Annotated in this window: 18 protein-coding genes; 14 read left to right on the forward strand and 4 right to left on the reverse strand. The window is 71.0% G+C overall.

The annotated features are described in order from the left end of the window. Positions 1-16: 16 nt before the first annotated feature. On the reverse strand, positions 17-604 hold the full coding sequence (locus ACIRHA_RS26200; RefSeq protein WP_403850468.1) for a Uma2 family endonuclease: 588 nt from the start codon (positions 602-604) through the stop codon (positions 17-19). Between the two features lie 164 nt (positions 605-768). Here ACIRHA_RS26200 and ACIRHA_RS26205 point away from each other — a divergent pair, with 164 nt between their 5' ends. Genes ACIRHA_RS26205 through ACIRHA_RS26225 form a run of 5 tightly spaced genes read left to right on the forward strand, consistent with a single transcriptional unit; the run spans position 769 to position 6,395 of the window. Further along, complete coding sequence (locus ACIRHA_RS26205; RefSeq protein WP_403850471.1) at positions 769-2,385, forward strand: ABC transporter substrate-binding protein; 1,617 nt, start codon at positions 769-771, stop codon at positions 2,383-2,385. 36 nt (positions 2,386-2,421) lie between these two features. Next, complete coding sequence (locus tag ACIRHA_RS26210) at positions 2,422-3,345, forward strand: ABC transporter permease (protein ID WP_403850474.1); 924 nt, start codon at positions 2,422-2,424, stop codon at positions 3,343-3,345. Continuing rightward, positions 3,338-4,261 carry an ABC transporter permease gene (locus ACIRHA_RS26215; RefSeq protein WP_403850477.1) on the forward strand — a complete coding sequence of 308 codons (924 nt, stop codon included), beginning with the start codon at positions 3,338-3,340 and terminating at the stop codon, positions 4,259-4,261. The genes ACIRHA_RS26210 and ACIRHA_RS26215 overlap by 8 nt, the downstream gene beginning before the upstream one ends. A gap of 6 nt (positions 4,262-4,267) precedes the next feature. Then, positions 4,268-5,263 carry an ABC transporter ATP-binding protein gene (locus tag ACIRHA_RS26220; protein WP_403850480.1) on the forward strand — a complete coding sequence of 332 codons (996 nt, stop codon included), beginning with the start codon at positions 4,268-4,270 and terminating at the stop codon, positions 5,261-5,263. Further along, positions 5,247-6,395 carry an ABC transporter ATP-binding protein gene (locus ACIRHA_RS26225; RefSeq protein WP_403850483.1) on the forward strand — a complete coding sequence of 383 codons (1,149 nt, stop codon included), beginning with the start codon at positions 5,247-5,249 and terminating at the stop codon, positions 6,393-6,395. Before ACIRHA_RS26220 ends, ACIRHA_RS26225 begins: the two co-directional genes overlap by 17 nt. A gap of 143 nt (positions 6,396-6,538) precedes the next feature. Here the strand turns inward: ACIRHA_RS26225 and ACIRHA_RS26230 are convergent, their stop codons facing one another. Then, positions 6,539-8,650, reverse strand: coding sequence for a prolyl oligopeptidase family serine peptidase (locus tag ACIRHA_RS26230; protein WP_403850486.1), 2,112 nt, complete (start codon positions 8,648-8,650; stop codon positions 6,539-6,541). 314 nt (positions 8,651-8,964) lie between these two features. Between ACIRHA_RS26230 and ACIRHA_RS26235 the strand changes: the two genes are divergently transcribed. The 8 genes from ACIRHA_RS26235 to ACIRHA_RS26270 all read left to right on the forward strand — a co-directional run bounded on the left by ACIRHA_RS26235 (position 8,965) and on the right by ACIRHA_RS26270 (position 16,657). After that, positions 8,965-9,159 (forward strand): hypothetical protein, encoded by a 195-nt coding sequence (locus ACIRHA_RS26235; RefSeq protein ID WP_351333402.1) that lies wholly within the window; start codon positions 8,965-8,967, stop codon positions 9,157-9,159. A gap of 64 nt (positions 9,160-9,223) precedes the next feature. Beyond that, complete coding sequence (gene mshB, locus ACIRHA_RS26240; protein WP_403850489.1) at positions 9,224-10,126, forward strand: N-acetyl-1-D-myo-inositol-2-amino-2-deoxy-alpha-D-glucopyranoside deacetylase; 903 nt, start codon at positions 9,224-9,226, stop codon at positions 10,124-10,126. Beyond that, entirely contained in the window at positions 10,123-10,623 is a 501-nt protein-coding gene (locus ACIRHA_RS26245) for a DUF6113 family protein (RefSeq protein ID WP_403850492.1), read from the forward strand. Before mshB ends, ACIRHA_RS26245 begins: the two co-directional genes overlap by 4 nt. Positions 10,624-10,776: 153 nt before the next feature. After that, positions 10,777-13,071 (forward strand): hypothetical protein, encoded by a 2,295-nt coding sequence (locus ACIRHA_RS26250; RefSeq protein WP_403850495.1) that lies wholly within the window; start codon positions 10,777-10,779, stop codon positions 13,069-13,071. Between the two features lie 106 nt (positions 13,072-13,177). Next, positions 13,178-14,086, forward strand: coding sequence for an ABC transporter ATP-binding protein (locus ACIRHA_RS26255; RefSeq protein ID WP_403850497.1), 909 nt, complete (start codon positions 13,178-13,180; stop codon positions 14,084-14,086). Between the two features lie 14 nt (positions 14,087-14,100). Then, the gene (locus ACIRHA_RS26260) at positions 14,101-14,841 is read left to right on the forward strand and encodes an ABC transporter permease (protein WP_403851131.1); all 741 of its coding nucleotides are present in this window, start codon (positions 14,101-14,103) and stop codon (positions 14,839-14,841) included. 137 nt (positions 14,842-14,978) lie between these two features. Then, a complete protein-coding gene (locus ACIRHA_RS26265) occupies positions 14,979-16,049 on the forward strand; it encodes a sensor histidine kinase (protein ID WP_403851133.1) in 1,071 nt (356 codons plus the stop codon). Beyond that, positions 16,046-16,657 carry a response regulator gene (locus ACIRHA_RS26270; protein ID WP_403850500.1) on the forward strand — a complete coding sequence of 204 codons (612 nt, stop codon included), beginning with the start codon at positions 16,046-16,048 and terminating at the stop codon, positions 16,655-16,657. The genes ACIRHA_RS26265 and ACIRHA_RS26270 overlap by 4 nt, the downstream gene beginning before the upstream one ends. A gap of 19 nt (positions 16,658-16,676) precedes the next feature. Here the strand turns inward: ACIRHA_RS26270 and ACIRHA_RS26275 are convergent, their stop codons facing one another. Continuing rightward, positions 16,677-17,519 (reverse strand): tetratricopeptide repeat protein, encoded by an 843-nt coding sequence (locus tag ACIRHA_RS26275; protein ID WP_403850503.1) that lies wholly within the window; start codon positions 17,517-17,519, stop codon positions 16,677-16,679. Positions 17,520-17,557: 38 nt separating this feature from the next. Further along, positions 17,558-18,562, reverse strand: coding sequence for a GNAT family N-acetyltransferase (locus ACIRHA_RS26280; RefSeq protein ID WP_403850506.1), 1,005 nt, complete (start codon positions 18,560-18,562; stop codon positions 17,558-17,560). 140 nt (positions 18,563-18,702) lie between these two features. On the opposite strand from ACIRHA_RS26280, the gene fdxA reads away from it, so the two are divergent. Continuing rightward, positions 18,703-19,023: a ferredoxin gene (fdxA, locus tag ACIRHA_RS26285; protein WP_266713752.1), complete on the forward strand. Its 321-nt coding sequence runs from the start codon at positions 18,703-18,705 to the stop codon at positions 19,021-19,023. The last annotated feature ends 8 nt before the right edge of the window (positions 19,024-19,031 follow it).

Genomic DNA, 19,031 nt, shown 5'->3' on the forward strand with positions numbered 1-19,031 from the left:
GCCAACGGCGGACCCGTCACCGCCCGTCCCGGTCGCCCGCCTTCCCGTAGCGGCGGAAGTCGGCGGTGTCGACGGTCCAGGGGCCGAAGGGGACCGTGTCGCCGTAGATGTACGGCTTCGACGAGCGGTAGCGGCCGTCCGCGGGGTCGGTGTGGGCCTCGAGCGTGCCCGCGCGCGGGTCGACGATCAGGTAATGCTGGATGCCCATCGCCGGGTAGTCGGCGAGTTTGTCGCGGTAGTCGTTGTCGGGGTTGGAGGGGGAGACAATCTCGATGGCGGCCAGCACGTTCGTCGTGTCGACGGCCAGGCCCTCCTCGTCCAAGGCGGCCTCCGGGATCACCACCGCGTCCGGCCTGCGCATGCGGCCGACCGCCGGGTGCTCGATCTCGGGACCGTTCTCGCACACGTAGCCGGGGTACGTGGCTGGCAACTGCTTGTTGAGCTGATTACGGATGCGCCGCACGGTCCCCTCATGCCGCTTCGACGGGCTCATCATCGCCAGTATCGGCCCGGACGCGCCGATCTCCACGCTCCACGAGCCTTCCAGGTGATCCGCGAACTCGGCCAGCTCCTCGGCGATCGCCCGCATCTTCGCGTAGTCCATGTCTCCACGGTAGCCGTGTGCGCGTCCGTGCACCGCTGTGCGGCCCGACCCGTCAGCCCGCCGCACCCCCGCCCTCGTACGGGTGACACAACAGGCGCCGCAACCGCCCTCCGGGTCCAATGGCTCCAAGGCCCGCCCCCGCACCGCCCCCTGGAGGACCCTTGATGCGCCTCGGCCTGCGTACCGGCGCCCTGGCCGCCGCCCTGGTCCTTGCCGTGCCCTGGCTCGCGTCCTGTGGGGCCACGGCCACCGAGTCGGGCATCGTGCGGGCGAAGTGGGGCGACCCGCAGAACCCGCTGGAACCCGCGAACACCAACGAGGTCAACGGCGGCAAGGTCCTCGACATGATCTTCCGGGGGCTCAAGATCTACGACCCCGTCACCGCCGAGCCCAAGTACGCCGTCGCCAAGTCGATCACCAGCGACGACGCGCAGAACTTCAAGGTCACCCTGAAGGACGGCTGGAAGTTCGCGGACGGCACGAAGGTCACCTCGCAGTCCTTCGTCGACGCCTGGAACTACGCCGCCTACCTGCCGAACGCGCAGATCGGCGCCGACTTCTTCGGCTACATCGACGGCTACGACAAGGTTCACCCCGTCAAGGGGAAGCCCACGGCGAAGAAGCTGTCGGGGCTCAAGGTCGTCGACGACACGCACTTCACGGTCAGGCTCAACCAGAAGTTCTCGCTCTTCCCCGACATGCTCGGCTACGCCGCGTTCTCCCCGCTGCCGAAGAAGTTCTTCACCGACCACGACCAGTGGCTGGAGAAGCCGTTCGGGAACGGGCCCTACGAGGTGACGGACTACGAGCGCGGCGGCCGCATGAAGCTGCGGCTCAACCACGACTACAACGGCACCAAGCCCCGCAACAAGGGCGTCGACCTGCTCGTCTACACCGACGACAACACCGCGTACACCGATGTCGTGGCCGGCCAGCTCGACGTGACCGACGCCGTCCCCGCCGAGCAGCTCAGCAACCTCCACAAGGACATCGACAACCGGTACATCAACACTCCCGCCGGCATCATCCAGACGCTGATGTTCCCCATGTACGACAAGAGGTGGGACACCGCCGACGCCCTCAAGGTCCGCCGGGGCATCTCGCTCGCCATCAACCGCGAGCAGATCACGGACAAGATCTTCCAGAAGACCCGGATCCCGGCCAAGGACTGGACGTCCCCCGTGCTCCGCGAGGAGGGCGGCTACAACCCCGACATCTGCGGCGACCGCTGCGCGTACAACCCGAAGAAGGCCAAGCAGCTGATCGACGAGGGCGGCGGCTTCCCCGGCGGGAAGCTCGTCCTCAGCTACAACGCCGACACCGGCAACCACAAGCAGTGGATCGACGCCATCTGCAACAGCGTCAACCGGGTCATGGGCGACTCGAAGGCCTGTGTCGGCAACCCGGTGGGCACCTTCGCCGACTTCCGTACGCAGATCCAGAGCGGGAAGTTCAGCGGGCCGTTCAGGAGCGGCTGGCAGATGGACTATCCGCTGATCCAGAACTTCCTCCAGCCCGTCTACACCACGGGCGCCCCCAGCAACGACGGCAAGTGGAGCGACAAGGAGTTCGACGCGCTGATCAACAAGGCCAACGCGGACCCGGACCCGAAGAACGCGATCAAGGACTTCCAGGACTCCGAGCGGATCCTCGCCGAGCAGCTCCCGGCGATCCCCCTCTGGTACCAGAACGGCACCGCCGTCTACGGCACCCGCGTGCACGACGTGAAGCTCAACCCCTTCAGCGTGCCGGTCTTCGAGGAGATGACCGTCAGTGACTGAGAACCACGACCGCTCGGGTTACGTGAGGGAGGTGCCGTGGGGCGTTATGTGATCCGACGGCTGTTGCAGATGATCCCGGTGTTCATCGGCACCACGCTGCTGATCTTCCTCATGGTCAACGTCATGGGCGACCCGACCGCGGCGCTCTGCGGCGACAAGGCCTGCGACCCGGCCACCCAGGCGGCGCTGCGCGAGCAGTTCCACCTCGACAAGCCGCTGGTGCAGCAGTACCTGATCTACCTCGGCAACATCTTCCAGGGCGACTTCGGCACCGCCTTCAACGGGGACTCCGTCGCCGACCTGATGCTCCGGGCCTACCCCGTCACCATCAAGCTGACGTTCGTGGCGATCGTCTTCGAGATCGTCATCGGCATCGGCCTCGGCGTCATCACGGGCCTGCGCCGCGGCAAGCCCATCGACACGGGTGTCCTCGTCCTGACCCTGGTCGTGATCTCCGTGCCGACGTTCGTGACCGGGCTCGTCGCCCAGCTCCTGTTCGGCATGGAGTGGGGGATCGTCAAGCCCTCGGTGGCGTACGAGGCGCCGCTCGTCGAGCTGATCCTGCCGGGCCTCGTCCTCGCGTCCGTGTCGCTGGCGTACGTGACCCGGCTGACCCGGACGTCCGTCGCCGACAACGCCCGCTCCGACTACGTACGCACCGCCGTCGCCAAGGGCCTGCCGCGGCGCCGCATCATCTGGCGGCACCTGCTGCGCAACTCGCTGATCCCGGTGGTCACGTTCATCGGCACCGACATCGGCGCCCTGATGGGCGGCGCCATCGTGACCGAGCGGATCTTCAACATCCGCGGCGTCGGCTACCAGCTCTACCAGGGCATCCTGCACCAGTCCTCGCCGACCGTGGTCGGCTTCGTGACCGTCCTGGTGATCGTCTTCCTGCTCGCCAACCTCATCGTCGACCTGCTCTACGCCGTCCTTGACCCGAGGATCCGCTATGCCTGAGCCCGTCACTCCGGTCACCGTCGAGGCCCAGCTGACACCCGCCGCCCCCGAGGGCGGCGGCGCCGAGGGGCCCGCGCGCTCCCTGTGGTCGGACGCCTGGCGCTCGCTGCGCCGCAACCCGGTCTTCATCGTCTCGGCGCTCATCATCCTGTTCCTGGTGGTCGTCGCGATCTGGCCGCAGCTGCTCGCGGGCGGCGACCCCAACGACTGCGACCTCGCGCACGGCCAGGACACCTCCACCTCGGGACACCCCTTCGGCTACGACGCGCAGGGCTGCGACGTGTACACGCGCACGGTGTACGGGGCCCGGGCCTCGATCACCGTCGGCGTCTTCGCCACCCTCGGGGTGGCCCTGCTCGGCGGGATCCTCGGGGCGCTCGCCGGGTTCTACGGGCGCTGGACGGACGCCGTGGTCTCCCGCGGCGCAGACGTCTTCTTCGGCATCCCCGTCATCCTCGGCGGCCTCGTCCTGCTGTCGGTGGTGACGTCGACGACGGTGTGGCCGGTGGTCGGGTTCATCGTGCTGCTCGGCTGGCCGCAGATCTTCCGTATCGCCCGCGGCTCCGTGATCACGGTCAAGGAGAACGACTACGTGCACGCCGCGCGCACCCTGGGCGCCGCCAACTCCCGGATCCTGCTGCGGCACATCCTGCCGAACGCCGTCGCCCCGGTGATCGTCGTCGCGACCATCGCGCTCGGCACGTTCATCGCCCTGGAGGCGACGCTCTCGTTCCTCGGCGTCGGCCTGAAGCCGCCCGCGGTCTCCTGGGGCATCGACATCTCGAACGCCGCCCCGTACATCCGCAACGCCCCGCACATGCTGCTGTATCCGGCGGGAGCGCTGGCCCTCACGGTGCTCGCGTTCATCATGCTCGGCGACGCGGTGCGCGACGCCCTCGACCCCAAGCTGAGGTAGCCGACCGTGGCGAACACGAACCTGTTGGAAGTACGCGATCTGCACGTCGAGTTCCGTACGCGCGACGGAGTCGCCAAGGCGGTCAACGGCGTCAACTACACCGTCGACGAAGGCGAGACGCTCGCCGTGCTCGGCGAGTCGGGAAGCGGGAAGTCCGTCACAGCGCAGGCCGTAATGGGCATCCTCGACATGCCGCCGGGCCGGATCGCCAGTGGCGAGATCCTCTTCAAGGGCAAGGACCTGCTGAACCTCAAGGAGGAACAGCGGCGGAAGATCCGCGGCGCCGAGATGGCGATGATCTTCCAGGACGCGCTGTCCTCCCTCAACCCCGTGCTCACGGTGGGGGAGCAGCTCGGCGAGATGTTCGTCGTGCACAAGGGGATGTCCAAGAAGGACGCGCGGGCCAGGGCCGTCGAGCTGATGGACCGGGTGCGCATCCCGGCCGCGAAGGAGCGGGTGAGCCAGTACCCGCACCAGTTCTCCGGCGGTATGCGCCAGCGCATCATGATCGCGATGGCGCTCGCCCTGGAGCCCTCGCTGATCATCGCGGACGAGCCGACGACGGCCCTCGACGTGACCGTGCAGGCCCAGGTCATGGATCTGCTCGCGGAGTTGCAGCGCGAGCTCAACATGGGGCTCATCCTGATCACCCACGACCTGGGCGTCGTGGCGGACGTCGCCGACAAGATCGCGGTGATGTACGCGGGCCGGATCGTGGAGACGGCGCCGGTGCACGAGATCTACAAGGCGCCCGCCCACCCGTACACCAAGGGCTTGTTGGAGTCGATCCCGCGCCTCGACCAGAAGGGGCAGGAGCTCTTCGCCATCAAGGGGCTCCCGCCGAACCTCATGAACATCCCGCCGGGCTGCGCCTTCAACCCGCGCTGCCCGATGGCCCAGGACGTGTGCCGCACGGACGTCCCGCCGCTCGCCCGCGTCTCCGAAAACCGTCGCAGCGCCTGCCACTTCTGGAAGGAGACGCTCGATGCCGCAACACGGTAAGCACGTGAGCAAGGACGACCTGAAGCGCGAGGGCAGGATCGCCGAGCACCTCCTGCGCAAGGCGCACTCCGAGAACGACTACGCGGCGCACGGCTCGGCCTCCGGGCACGAACCGCTGCTCCAGGTACGCGGGTTGACCAAGCACTACCCGCTCACCCGGGGCATCCTCGTCAAGAAGCAGATCGGCTCGGTGAAGGCCGTCGACGGGGTGGACTTCGACCTCGGGCAGGGCGAGACGCTCGGCATCGTCGGTGAGTCCGGCTGCGGCAAGTCCACCGTCGCGAAGATGCTGGTGAACCTCGAACGCCCCACGGCCGGCGTCATCACGTACAAGGGCGAGGACATCACCACGCTGTCGGGCCGCGCCCTGAAGGCCGTCCGCCGCAACATCCAGATGGTCTTCCAGGACCCGTACACGTCCCTGAACCCCCGGATGACGGTCGGCGACATCATCGGGGAGCCGTACGAGATCCATCCCGAGGTGGCCCCGAAGGGCGATCGCAGGAAGAAGGTCCAGGACCTGCTGGACGTGGTCGGCCTCAACCCCGAGTACATCAACCGGTACCCGCACCAGTTCTCCGGCGGCCAGCGCCAGCGCATCGGCATCGCGCGCGGGCTCGCGCTGCGCCCCGAGATCATCGTCGCGGACGAGCCGGTGTCCGCGCTCGACGTGTCGGTGCAGGCGCAGGTGGTCAACCTGCTGGACCGGCTGCAGAGCGAGTTCGACCTCAGTTACGTCTTCATCGCGCACGACCTGTCCATCGTGCGGCACATCTCCGACCGGGTCGGCGTCATGTACCTGGGCCGGATCGTCGAGATCGGCTCGGACGCCGAGATCTACGAGCACCCGACGCACCCCTACACGCAGGCGCTGCTGTCGGCCGTACCGGTGCCCGACCCGGAGGCGCGCGAGGGCCGCGAGCGCATCCTGCTCTCCGGCGACGTGCCCTCGCCCGCCAACCCGCCCTCCGGCTGCCACTTCCGCACCCGCTGCTGGAAGGCGCAGCAGCGCTGCGTGGACGAGGAGCCGCTGCTGGCCGTGCCCGAGGTCTTCCGGGGCGGCGACACCCCGGCGAGCCATTCGTCGGCGTGCCACTTCGCGGAAGAGAAGAACATCGTGCCGACGGAGTAGGCGGCGCAGCGGATGGCTTTACAAGTGCGCAACTCCGCGGACGCGACGCCGATATGTGACCCCGCCAGAGTGTCTCGCGTACGGCCGTGCGGGTGCCGTAAGCCGGGCCGGAGCGCATGTCGCTCCGGCCCGGTTGCCGTGCGCTACAGCCCCAACGAGCGCTTCAGGAAGTCGACCTGGAACAGCAGCAGGTTCTCGGCGACCTGCTCCTGGGGCGTCATGTGGGTCACGCCGGACAGCGGGAGCACCTCGTGCGGGCGGCCGGCGGCGAGCAGCGCGGAGGACAGCCGCAGGGAGTGGGCGACGACCACGTTGTCGTCGGCGAGGCCGTGGATGATCAGCATCGGCCGGTGCTGCTCGGCCGGTTCCGAGAGCCCGTCGTCCGTCACCAGGGAACTCTTCGCGTACGCCGCCGGGTTCACCGCCGGATCGCCCAGATACCGCTCCGTGTAGTGGGTGTCGTAAAGACGGTGGTCGGTCACCGGGGCGCCCGCGACCGCCGCGTGGAACACGTCCGGGCGGCGCAGCACCGCGAGGCCCGACAGGAAACCGCCGTAACTCCAGCCGCGGATCGCCACCTTGGACAGGTCGAGCGGGTAGCGGCCCGCCAGCGCGTGCAGCGCGGTGACCTGGTCGTCGAGGGTGACGGTGTGGTCGCCCGCGATGGCCTTCTCACGGGCGGGCGAGATGCCCGGCGTGCCCCGGCCGTCCGCGACGATCACCGCGAAGCCCTGGTCGGCGAACCACTGCGAGGTCAGATGCGGGTTGTGCGCGGCCACGACGCGCTGCCCGTGCGGGCCGCCGTACGGATCCATGAGGACCGGCAGCGGACCGTCCCCCTCCTCGTAAGAGGAGGGCAGGAGAACGGCGCACGGGATGCCCTCGGCCTCCGTGAGCGTCAGGCGCGGGGTGAGCAGCGGGCGCTCCGCGTGCGAGGCGATGTCGGCGATGCGCTTTCCCTCGCGCTCCACGCGCGCCCGCGCGCCGGGTGAGTCCGGCGTCGCCGAGACGAGCACGCTGACGGCGCCGTCGCCGGAGCGCACCGCGGAGTGCACGCCGGGCTCCTCGGAGACGCGCCGCATCCCGAGTTCGTTGACCCGGTACACGTGCACCTCGCCGGTCTCGGGCGACTCGGCGTCGGCCCCGGCAGAGGCGGAGACGAGCACGTCGCTCTCGCCCACGTCGAGCACCGCGCGGACGTGCAACTGGGCTGTGGTCAGCAGCCGTTCGCCCACCGCGAGGACCCGCGCGCCGCCCTCGTCGGCGATCCGCACGAGCTGCCCGCTCGGCGACCAGCACGGCACACCGGGCAGCAGCTCCAGCCACGTGTCGTCCTCGTCGGCGTGCACCATCCGCGTCGAGCCGTCGTCCGTGTTCACCGCGAGGTAGAGCGCGCTGCGCTGGTCACGGGCCTGGACCAGGAGCAGCGGGGCGCCGTCCGCCGACCAGTGCACGCGGGCCAGGTACGGGTACGCCTTGCGGTCCCAGGTCACCTCGGTGCGGTTGCCCTCGAGGTCGTACGCGAAGAGGCGCACCTCGGCGTTGGGCGTGCCGGCGCGCGGGTAGGCGACGCGGGCCGGCTCCCGGTCCGGGTGCGCGGGGTCGGCGATCCACCAGCGCCGCACGTCCGCGTCGTCGGCGCGGGCCACGAGCAGGCGGTCCGAATCGGGCGACCACCAGTGGCCGCGGTACCGGGACATCTCCTCGGCCGCGACGAACTCCGCGAGCCCGTACGTCACGGTCTTCGACTCCGGCTCCGCGAGCGCCCTGTCGTCCTCGCCCTCCGCTCCGACGACGCGCAGCGCGCCCCGGGCGACGTATGCGATGTGCCGCCCGTCGGGGGAGGGGCGGGGGTCCAACACGGGCCCCGGCACCCGGAGTTCCCGCGCGGTGCCCACCCGTAGCTCGGCGGTGAACAGGCGCCCCGACAGGGCGAAGGCGGCCAACTCGGCGGCGGCGTCCGTCGCGTAGCCCACGATGCCCGCGCCGCCCTCGCGGCTGCGCTCGCGCCGGGCCCGCTCCTCGGCCGACAGGTTCTCCGCCACCCCGCCGAGCAGGGCCACCGGGTCGGCGGCCACCCGTTCCTGACCACCCGCCACGTCAAGCACCCACAGCGCGTTCGCCCGATCGGTACCCGAGGAGGAACGCAGAAAGACGACACGCTCACCGTCCGGCGCCACCGTGAAGGCTCGCGGCGCCCCCAACGTGAAGCGCTGGGTACGCGCGTGCTGACGGGGAAAGGTCTCGATGGTCATCCAGGCAGCCTAGGGCCCTTCTGACGGATCAGGCTGGTTACGGGTGGCCGCACCTTTCGGCTCCGGCCGGGTTCGGGCGGCCGTGAACATTCGGTGCCGATGAGTGGGGTCCGGTGTGTGCCAGGACCCGCGACTTCAGCGGGATCCGCCAGGAAGGTCCTGGGGAGGGAGGGTGTGTGCGCGCCCCCGTGCGCTCCCGGTCGCATCGGGTGCTCCCCGATCGCGACTCGTGCGCGGGTACGGATAGTTATGATCGTTAGCACTGTGTGGGTACGAGTCCGTCGGCGACCGGATCACTTTGGAGGAGGACCGCTGTGGCACTCTCGATCTCGGCCGTGGTGCTGTTCGCGATCATCGTCTTCATCCTGATCAAGAAGTCGGGACTGAAAGCGGGGCACGCGGTGGTGTGTGTGCTCCTGGGGTTCTACCTGGCGAGTTCGTCCGTCGCTCCCACGATCAAGGAGCTGACGACGAACGTCGCGGACATGGTCGGCGGCATCAAGTTCTGAGGCCTGTCGTTCGGGCCGGACCTGCCGTCGGACCGGTGTCGGTGGGGCGTTCTACGCTATGAGCATGACGGAAATGCCAGGTAGGCGCCTGCTCCTCGTGCATGCGCACCCCGACGACGAGTCGATCAACAATGGCGCCACCATGGCCAAGTACGCCGCCGAAGGCGCCGAGGTCACTCTGGTGACCTGCACCCTCGGCGAAGAGGGCGAGGTCATTCCGGACGAACTGGCCCATCTCGCCCCGGACCGGGAGGATCTCCTCGGCCCGCATCGGATCGGCGAGTTGGCCGCCGCCATGAAGGAGCTCGGCGTCACCGACCACCGCTTCCTGGGCGGCCCCGGACGGTTCCGCGACTCCGGAATGATGGGCGCCCCGCAGAACGAGCGGGAGGGCGCCTTCTGGGCCGCCGATCTCGACGAGGCCGCGGCCCACCTCGTCGCCGTGATCCGCGAGACCCGCCCGCAGGTCCTGATCACGTACGACCCCGACGGGGGCTACGGGCACCCCGACCACATCCAGGCCCACCGCGTCGCGATGCGTGCCGCGGAGCTCGCCGCGGAGACCGCCTTCCGGCGCGACCTCGGGGAGCCGCACGCGATCGCGAAGGTCTACTGGAACCGCGTGCCGCGCACGGTCGTCGAGGAGCGGTTCCGGTGGCTCGCGGGCGTGCTGGACGCCACACCCTTCGACGTCGCCGCTGTGGTCGACGACGTACCGGGCGTCGTCGACGACGAGCGGATCACCGCGGCGATCGACGGCCGGCCGTACGCGGAGCGGAAGGCGGCCGCGATGCGCGCGCACGCCACGCAGGTCGACGTGCCGGACGCACCCGGCGTCTTCGCGCTCTCCAACGATCTCGCGCAGCCGCTGTTCGACATCGAGTACTACGAGTTGGTGCGGGGCGAGCCCGGATCGCCGTACGAGAAGGACCTGTTCGAGGGCCTTGAGGGAGTGACCGAGCGATGAGCGGCGAGAAGAACGCGCGGGCCGCGGCGTCCAGCGGCAAGGCGGCCCCCGGCAAGGCGGCTCCCGGCGGGTCGGCTCCCGGCGGGCCGGCGGCGCAGAACGTCGACCTGCCCTTCGGCTTCGGCGGGTTCGGCGCCGGGCGGACGGCCGCCCTGCTTGTCCTTTTCGTCCTCGGCGCGGTCCTCGCGGTCGGCGGGGCGCTCGTCCAAGGGGGCTGGTTCCCGGGCGGGTTGCTGCTCGCGCTCGTCGGGGCGGCGGGTCTGTTCCACGGAGGGGCGCGTCTCGCGGGCGGCCGCGCGGGGGCGGTCGCGCCCGCGGCGGGCTGGGTGCTCGCGGTGATCCTGCTCACCGCGAGCCGTCCCGAGGGCGACTTTCTGTTCGGCGCGGGAGCCGGCTCGTACCTCTTCCTCCTCGGAGGGATGGCTGTCGCTGTGATGTGTGCCACCTTCTGGCTGCCCGGGCAACCACCCGCGCCCGCCGCCCGACTTGGGAAGTGACGTAGCACTTTGGGTCGTCGTGCGGCGCGTGCGGTTCCGGATTCGTCATCCGTCGCACAGTGACTTCCGGCGGCGGCCAGTATGGTGGTGCGCGCCGCCGAGCAGCCCGCGAGAGGTCGAGACGGGCGGCGGAGCCAACCGGGAGAACCTGCCTTGAGCCGTGAAACTGACAGTTCGTCCTCCGGGCCCCAGGGGCGCGGCGCTGCCGCCTACCCGTCGGGGACGCCTCCGTACGGATCGCCCGCGCAGGGCGCGGCGTCCGATGACGCCGGTCCGACGCCGCCGGGCGACCAGAGTGCCCCGGAGGCACCCAAGACCGAGACGACGCTGACGACCCGGATCCGGATCAACATCCCCGGCTCCCGGCCGATCCCGCCGGTCGTCATGCGGACGCCGATGAGCGATGTCGACGGGGGGCCGAAGGGCGGGGCGGATCCGGTCCCCGGGGCTGCCGATCGGTCCGCCGGTCCCACGTCGCGGGGCTCCGCCCCGGACCCCGCGCCTCAAACGCCGGCGGGGCTTGATACGCCCGCGCCGCAGCGCGAGGAGAAGACGAGCGAGTGGTTCGCGCCGCGCAAGCCTCGCGGCGGTACGGGCGGCGGCCCGGCGACCGGCGCGGTGCCGACGGCCGGAGCGGGTGGCCTGGGCGGTCCGTCCGGCGGCACGGGAGGCGCGGGTGGCCTGGGCGGTCCGTCCGGCGGCACGGGTGCTCCCACGCCGCCCGCCCCCGGCTCCAACGGCGGCGGCCCGTCCGGTACTTCGGGCGGTCCGATGCGCGGCCCCGTCGGTGATCCGTTCGGTGGAGCCTCTTCCGACGACTCCTCCGGTGGCCCGTTCGGCGGCGGCTCCTCCAGTGACTCTTCGGGTGGCCCGTTCGGCGACTCCTCCGGTGGCCCCTCGGGTGGCCGGTCCGGCGGTTCTTCCGGTGACCCGTTCGGCGGCTCCTCCGGTGGCCCCTCCGGTGGCCGGTCCGGTGGCTCTTCCGGCGACCCGTTCGGTGGTCCGTCCGGCGGTTCGGCCGGTGGCTCCTCCGGTGGGTTCGATGTGTCCGGTGCCGTGGCGGCAGGGCCGCTCGGGGCGGGTGGCGCCCCCGGGCCCCGTGACGGTCTGCCGTTCTTCTCCGCCAACCAGGACCCGGGCGCGCCCGACCGTGGCGAAGGGCCCACCGGCCCCACCACCGGCCCGGCCGCGGGCGACGGCCCGATGGTGCCGCCCGGTGCCCCCAACCCGTCGGTCCCCGGCGCCGGTCAGTCGCCGCCGCGGATGAGCGACGACACCGCGATCCTCACGCCGCAGAAGCCGGCCCCGGAGCCGCCCGGGGGCGGCAGTGGCAACGTCTCGGGTGACACGCTCACCAGCGGCATGCGCGTCGTCCCCTCGGCCGGCGGCGGCCCCAAGTCTCCCGGCGCCTCCGACCCGTTCCAGCAGGGCCCGGACAGCCCCGCGGTGCACACCCCGCCGAAGCTGCCCGACCCGGTGCCGTCCGCCCCCGCGCCCAAGAAGAAGGGCCGCAACAAGCTGGTGCTGCTCGGCGTGGGCGTCGTCGGCGTGGCCACATGCGCGTACGGCGCGGGCCTGTTGATGAACCACGCCGACGTCCCGAAGGGCACCACCGTCGCGGGCGTCGACATCGGCGGCGGCACCCGCGACGAGGCGACCACCAAGCTGGAGAACGCCCTCGGCAAGCGCACGCAGCAGGCGCTGAAGCTGCAGGTCGGCGGCAAGACCGTGGCGATGCGGCCGGCCCAGGCGGGCCTCTCCTTCGACACCGCGTCGACCGTGGCCGCCGCCGCGGGCAGCGACTACAACCCGGTCTCGGTGATCGGCTCGCTGTTCGGCAACGAACGGGTCGTGGCCCCGGTCATGCCCGTCGACGAGGAGAAGCTGGCCGCGTCCCTGCAGCGGGCCGCGGGCGGCGCCGCCGCGTCCGGCGACGGCACGATCAAGTTCGCGCCGGGCAAGGCCGTTCCCGTCTACGGCAAGACCGGCAAGGGGCTCGACCTCGCCCAGTCGGCCGCCGCGGTCAAGGACGCGTACCACGCGCAGATCGAGACGGGCGCCTCCGGAGCGGTCCCGCTGGCGACGTCGACGCAGAAGCCGACGATCCCGGACGCCGAGGTCGACCGGAAGATGCAGCAGTTCGCCGAGCCCGCGATGTCCGGGCTGATCACGGTCAAGGCGGGCGGCGCCTCGATCCAGTTCGGCCCCGACAAGTCGCTGCCGAAGATCCTGAGCGTCCAGCCGGTCAACGGGAAGCTGGTCGAGAAGTACAACCTCCCGGTGCTCAAGCAGCTCTACGGCAACACCTTCGACGGCGTCCTGGTCACCCGCGGCACCGGCAAGAAGACGCCGGTCCAGCCCACGGACGTGGCCGCCGCCATCGGCAAGGCACTGCTCGGCAAGACCCCGACGGAGCGCACCGCGGAGATCCAGACGAACGCCGGATAGCCCAGCCCGCGCACCCGCGTCACGAGTCCCGCATGACATCCGTCATGCGGGACTCACGCTTGACGACACTGCCGCGCACCCCCGTCCACCGGCGACGCTGAATGCCATGACGACACACGCAGCGGTCACCTTCAGCGGGGTGACGAAGACGTACGGCACCGTGCGGGCGGTCGACGACCTGGGCCTCGAACTGCACGCGGGCGAGACGGTCGCCCTGCTCGGCCCGAACGGCGCCGGCAAGTCCACCACCCTCGACCTGCTCCTCGGCCTGCGCCCCGCCGACACCGGCGAGGTCCGCGTCTTCGGCACCAGCCCGCGCGAGGCGATCACGGCCGGCCGGGTCGGCGCCATGCTCCAGAGCGGCGGCCTGATGGACGAGGTGACCGTGCGCGAACTCGTCCGGCTCGGCTGCGCCCTGCACCCGAAGCCGTACCCGGCCGACGAGGTACTCGCCCGCGCCGGACTCACGCAGATCGCCGACCGCAAGGTCAACAAGCTCTCCGGCGGCCAGGAACAGCGCGTCCGCTTCGCCCTCGCCACGGCGGGCGACAGCGACCTCATCGTCCTCGACGAACCGACGACCGGCATGGACGTGAGCGCCCGGCAGGCGTTCTGGGCGACCATGCGCGAGCAGGCCGAGCAGGGCCGCACGGTGCTGTTCGCCACGCACTACCTGGAGGAGGCGGACGCGATCGCCGACCGCGTCCTCGTGCTGCACCGCGGCCGGCTCCTCGCCGACGGCACGGCCGCCGAGATCAAGGCGAAGGCGGGAGCGCGCCGGGTCTCCTTCGACCTGGAGGGCGCGATCGACGAACCCGCCATCAAGGGGCTCCCGTTCCTGACCGGCGTATCCATCAGCGGACAGACCGTCCGCATCCAGTCCACCGACGCCGACGCGACCGTGCACGCGCTCTACGGGCTCGGCGTCTACCCGCGCAATCTCGAAGTCGCCGGACTCGGCCTGGAACAGGCCTTCGTGGCGATCACCGAAGCCGAGGAGGCCAAGGCCCGATGAACAGCACACCCGGCATGTTCAGTCTCATCAAGCTCGAACTCACCCGCGCCCTGCGCAACCGGAAGTTCCTGTTCTTCTCGGTGATCTACCCGTCCGTCCTCTTCCTGCTGATCGCGGGCAAGGCCGACACATCGACAAAGGTCGACGGCACCGGGCTGAACCTCCCCGCGTTCATGATGGTCTCGATGGCCTCCTTCGGCGCGCTCACCGCCGTCCTCATGGGCAACAGCGAGCGCATCGCGAAGGAGCGGGAGAACGGCTGGGTGCGGCAGTTGAGGCTCACCCCGCTGCCCGGACGCGGCTATGTCCTCGCGAAGACCGCGAGCGCCGCCGTCGTCTCGCTCCCGTCCATCGTGGTCGTCTTCGTCGTGGCCGCGGCATTCAAGGACGTACGGTTCGACGCCTGGCAGTGGCTCGCGCTGACCGGTTCGATCTGGGCCGGCAGCCTCGTCTTCGCCGCGCTCGGCGTGGCCATCGGCTATCTCGCCTCCGGCGACGCCGTCCGGCCGATCACGATGATCACGTACTTCGGGCTCTCGATCCTGGGCGGCCTGTGGATGCCGGCCACCGGATTCCCCCAGTGGCTGCAGGACATCGCGGAATGGCTGCCCACCCACGCGTACGCTGCCCTCGGCCAGGCCATCGAGCTGGGTGGCGCCCCCGAGGCCAAGGACGTCGCGCTGCTCGTCGCGTACTTCCTGCTCTTCGCCGGCGGCGCGGCCTGGCTGTACCGGAAGGACACGTTGAAGGCGTGAGTACGGATGTGGACGGGTGGGACGGCCGGGACGGTCAGGACAGCCGGGACAGCCGGGACGGTCAGGACAGGGTTCCGAAGATCGGCCAGCCGCCGGAGAGCCGCCGCGAGACCCTCCTGAAGCTCCTCTGGATCGGCATGTGGCTGGCCTTCCTCGGCAGCCCGGTCGCCGACCTGGTGAAGGGCGAGTACGGCCCGAGGGGGACGGTCCTCGGCGCGCTCGGCCTGGCCGCCTTCGTCGGCTGCTACGTCGTCCTCGTCATGCGCCGGATGGCCCGGCCGGTGGGCCGGCTCGCGGTGCAGGCCTCCCTGGCCGTGCTGCCGGTGCTCGCCGTCGTCCTCTCGCTGACCCTCGGGGCCGACTGGCTCGTCCTGTTCGTGTACATCTCCGTGGCCTGTGGCGCGGTCCTGCCGCTGCGCTGGACCCGGCTCGCGATCCTCGTGACGACGGCCGTCATGGTCGGCGTCGGGCTGCTCCTCGACACGGAGCCGCAGTACTGGCTTCTGGTGCCCGCCCTGCTCGCCGGCTTCTCCATGATCGGCGTACGCGAACTGGTCCGTACGACGCGGGAGTTGCGGGAGGCCCGCGCCCGGGTCGCCCAGCTCGCCGCCAACGAGGAGCGGCTGCGCCTCGCCCGCGACCTGCACGACCTGCTCGGTCATTCGTTGTCACTGATCACGCTCAAGAGCGAGCTCGCGGGGCGGATGCTGCCCGGTCACCCCGACAAGGCGGCCGACCAGGTCGCCGACATCGAGAAGGTGAGCCGGCAGGCCCTGGTCGACGTGCGCGAGGCCGTCAGCGGCTACCGGCGCGCCCGGCTCGCCACCGAACTCGCGGGCGCCCAGGCCGCGCTGACCGCCGCGGGCGTCGCCGCGGACGTGCCCTCCGAGGCCCCGGACCTGCCCGAGTCACAGGAGTCGGCGCTCGCCTGGACACTGCGCGAGGCCGTCACCAACGTCGTACGGCACAGTGGCGCGCGGCGCTGCGTCGTCGACATCACCCGGCGCGAGACCCTCGAAGGGCCGCGCGTCGAACTGACCGTGGAGGACGACGGCTCCGGCCCGTCCGGGGCGCCCCCGGGCAACGGCCTCACCGGCCTCGCCGAACGCCTCGCCGCGGTCGGCGGCACCCTGGAGACGGGCGCGGCACGCGGCAGAGGCTTCCGCCTGGTGGCCCGGGTCCCGGTCTCCGTAGGATCCGCCGCATGAGCGTGATCAGAGTGTTGCTGGCCGAGGACCAGTCGATGGTGCGCGAGGCGCTCGCCGCGCTGCTCGGTCTCGAGGCGGACATCGAGGTCGTCGCGCAGGTGGCGCGCGGCGACGAGGTCCTGGCCGCGGCCCGCGCGCACGCGGTGGACGTGGCGCTCCTCGACATCGAGATGCCGGGCTGTACGGGCATCGAGGCGGCCGCTCAACTGCGTGCGGCCCTCCCGGAGTTGCGGGTCGTCGTCCTCACCACCTTCGGTCGGCCCGGCTATCTGCGCAGCGCCATGGAGGCGGGCGCGGCCGCGTTCCTGGTCAAGGACGCCCCGGCCGCGCAACTCGCCGATGCCGTACGGAAGGTGCTCGCGGGCGAACGCGTCATCGACCCCTCGCTCGCCGCGGCGGCCCTCGCGGAGGGCGCGAACCCGCTCACCGACCGCGAGCGCGAGGTGCTGCGCGCGGCGGCGGACGGCCGCACCAACGCGGAGCTGGCGACCGCGCTGCACCTGTCGCAGGGCACGGTCCGCAACTACCTGTCGGTGGCGATCCAGAAGCTGGCGGTGCGCAACCGGGCGGAGGCGGTGGCCGCCGCGCGGGACAAGGGCTGGCTGTGACGCCCGGCGCTCCGGCGGCTCAGTTCAGCATCGCGCGGGCCGCCCGCGACTGCTCCCGCACCGACTCCGCCGCCGTCTCGTCGACGGCCCCGACCACGTCCGCGTACGCCTCCAGCTCCACCGCCCCGTTCACGAAGTCCCCGCGGCGTACGAGGAGCTGGGCCCGCTCGTAGCGCAGTCGTGCCGGGTGGGCGGGCAGCAGCAGCGACAGTTCCACGGCCCACAGCGACACGTCGGAGCGTTCGGGCCGCGTCGCCGCCCACGCCCGGATGTTGTTGAGGATCCGTAGCACCACGTCCAGCGGATCGGCGGGCCGCAGCATCGACGGATCCAGCGGGCCGCCCGTCGCTCCCGCCACGAGCGTCTGCGCGTCGGATCCCGTCAGGACCCGCCCGCCGTCGAACGGATCGGCAAGGACCTGCTCATCGGCGGGGCCGAAGCCGACCACGAAGTGTCCCGGCAGGGCCACCCCGCACACCGGCGCCCCGGCCCGCCGGGCCACCTCGAGCCAGACCACCGACAACAGGATCGGCAGCCCTCTGCGGCGCCGTACGACCTCGTGGAGGAGGGACGACTCAAGCCGCTGATAGTCGTTCGGCGTGCCGTGGAAACCGGTGCGCGCGCCGAGCAGCTCGGCGCACGCGGTGGCCCAGTCGTGCGGCGATCCGGGGCGGTACGGCAGCCGCCCGGCGAGCTCGTCCAGCTCGATCTGCACGGCGTCCATGCCGGCCTCGTCGAGCGAGGTGTCGCCCTGCGCTGCGAGCAGCAGACACAGCTGCGCCAGATCGGGCCGCTCGGCCCGCGCCTCTTCGGCGAACCGTCGGCGCAGTTCCGTGGAACGGGGGGAAAGGTGGGGGGACATACGTGCCTCGTGCCCTCTCAGGCCGATCGATTAGCGGGTCACTGGGGACCACGTTCCGGAGCACGGTAGTGGTGGTAGGCGTGATGCGTGGTGAAACCCAGGCGGTCGTACAGGGCGCGCGCTCCCTCGTTCTCCGCCTCGACCTGGAGCCAGGCCGCCGAAGCGCCCTCGTCGAGCGCCTGCCGGGCGAGCGCCGTCATCACGTCCGTGGCGAGTCCCCTACGCCGGTACGCAGGGTCGACCTCGACGGCGGCGAACCCGGCCCACCGCCCGTCGACCACGCACCGCCCGATCGCGGCGGGCACGTCACCGTCGCCCGGCACGGTCGCGAACCACACCGAGGGACCGGCGCACAGCACCTTCAACGCGACCTCGCTCGCCCCTTTGCGCTGGTACCGCGCGAGCCACGCCTCGTCCGGCTCGCGGCTCAGCGACACGTGCGGCGCGTCCGGCGCGTCCCCGATGGGCGCGAGCGCCGCGATCCGCAGCTCGGCACTCACCTCGCGCTCCCACCCGCGCTCCTCGAGCCCCGCGCACAGAACCTCCTGCGCCCCCTCGGCCCCGGTCGCCGTCTGCGCGTACGCCGGCAGGCCACGGGCCGCGTACCACTCCTGTACGTGGTTCAGCGCGTCGTCGAGCGGACGCCCGGGGTCACCCAGGGGGAGTACGGAATTGGCCCGCCGGGTGAATCCTTCGGAGGCACGCAGCTCCCACTCGCCGAGCCGCTCGCTCTCGATCGGCTGCCACGCGCGCGAGGCGACCCGAGCGAGCTCCGGATACGTGGCCGAGGGGCCGCGGCGACGCGCGGGCGCGGCGGGCACGACCTTCCCCGCGACCAGCGCAGACTCCTCGATCCGCACACCTTCACCGTTTCTCCGTGTGACGAGGAGCACACCATCGTTCCACGATGTGAGAACTCCGACGGTGTCGGTGAACTTTCGACCCGCGGAACCGTCCCCGCTCACCCGTCGTACAGAGACGCGTTTCCCCACGTCAGCGCCTGAAATGCGGACTTCCAGGCGTCCGCCCGCAGTGAATTCCACAGCTCGCCCCACCCCTCCTGTTCGGATCATGCCCAGGAACGGAGATACTAGAGGCGGGCATCGACGACGCCGCGCTCCCGCGCGCCAGGCGGCGGAGCCTGCGGAGGCCCGCCAGCGCCCTATCGAGGAGGAACGACAGCGTGACCTACGTCATCGCGCAGCCTTGTGTCGACGTCAAGGACAAGGCGTGCATCGAGGAGTGCCCGGTCGACTGCATCTACGAGGGCAAGCGGTCCTTGTACATCCACCCGGATGAATGCGTCGACTGTGGCGCCTGTGAGCCGGTCTGCCCGGTCGAGGCGATCTTCTACGAGGACGACACTCCTGAGGAGTGGAAGGACTACTACAAGGCGAACGTCGAGTTCTTCGACGATCTCGGTTCGCCCGGTGGTGCCTCGAAGATGGGCCTGATCGACAAGGACTACCCCTTCATCGCCGCGCTGCCGCCGCAGAACCAGTAACCGCCGGC

It is taken from the genome of Streptomyces sp. NPDC102360, assembly GCF_044766085.1.
GTDB lineage: Bacteria > Actinomycetota > Actinomycetes > Streptomycetales > Streptomycetaceae > Streptomyces.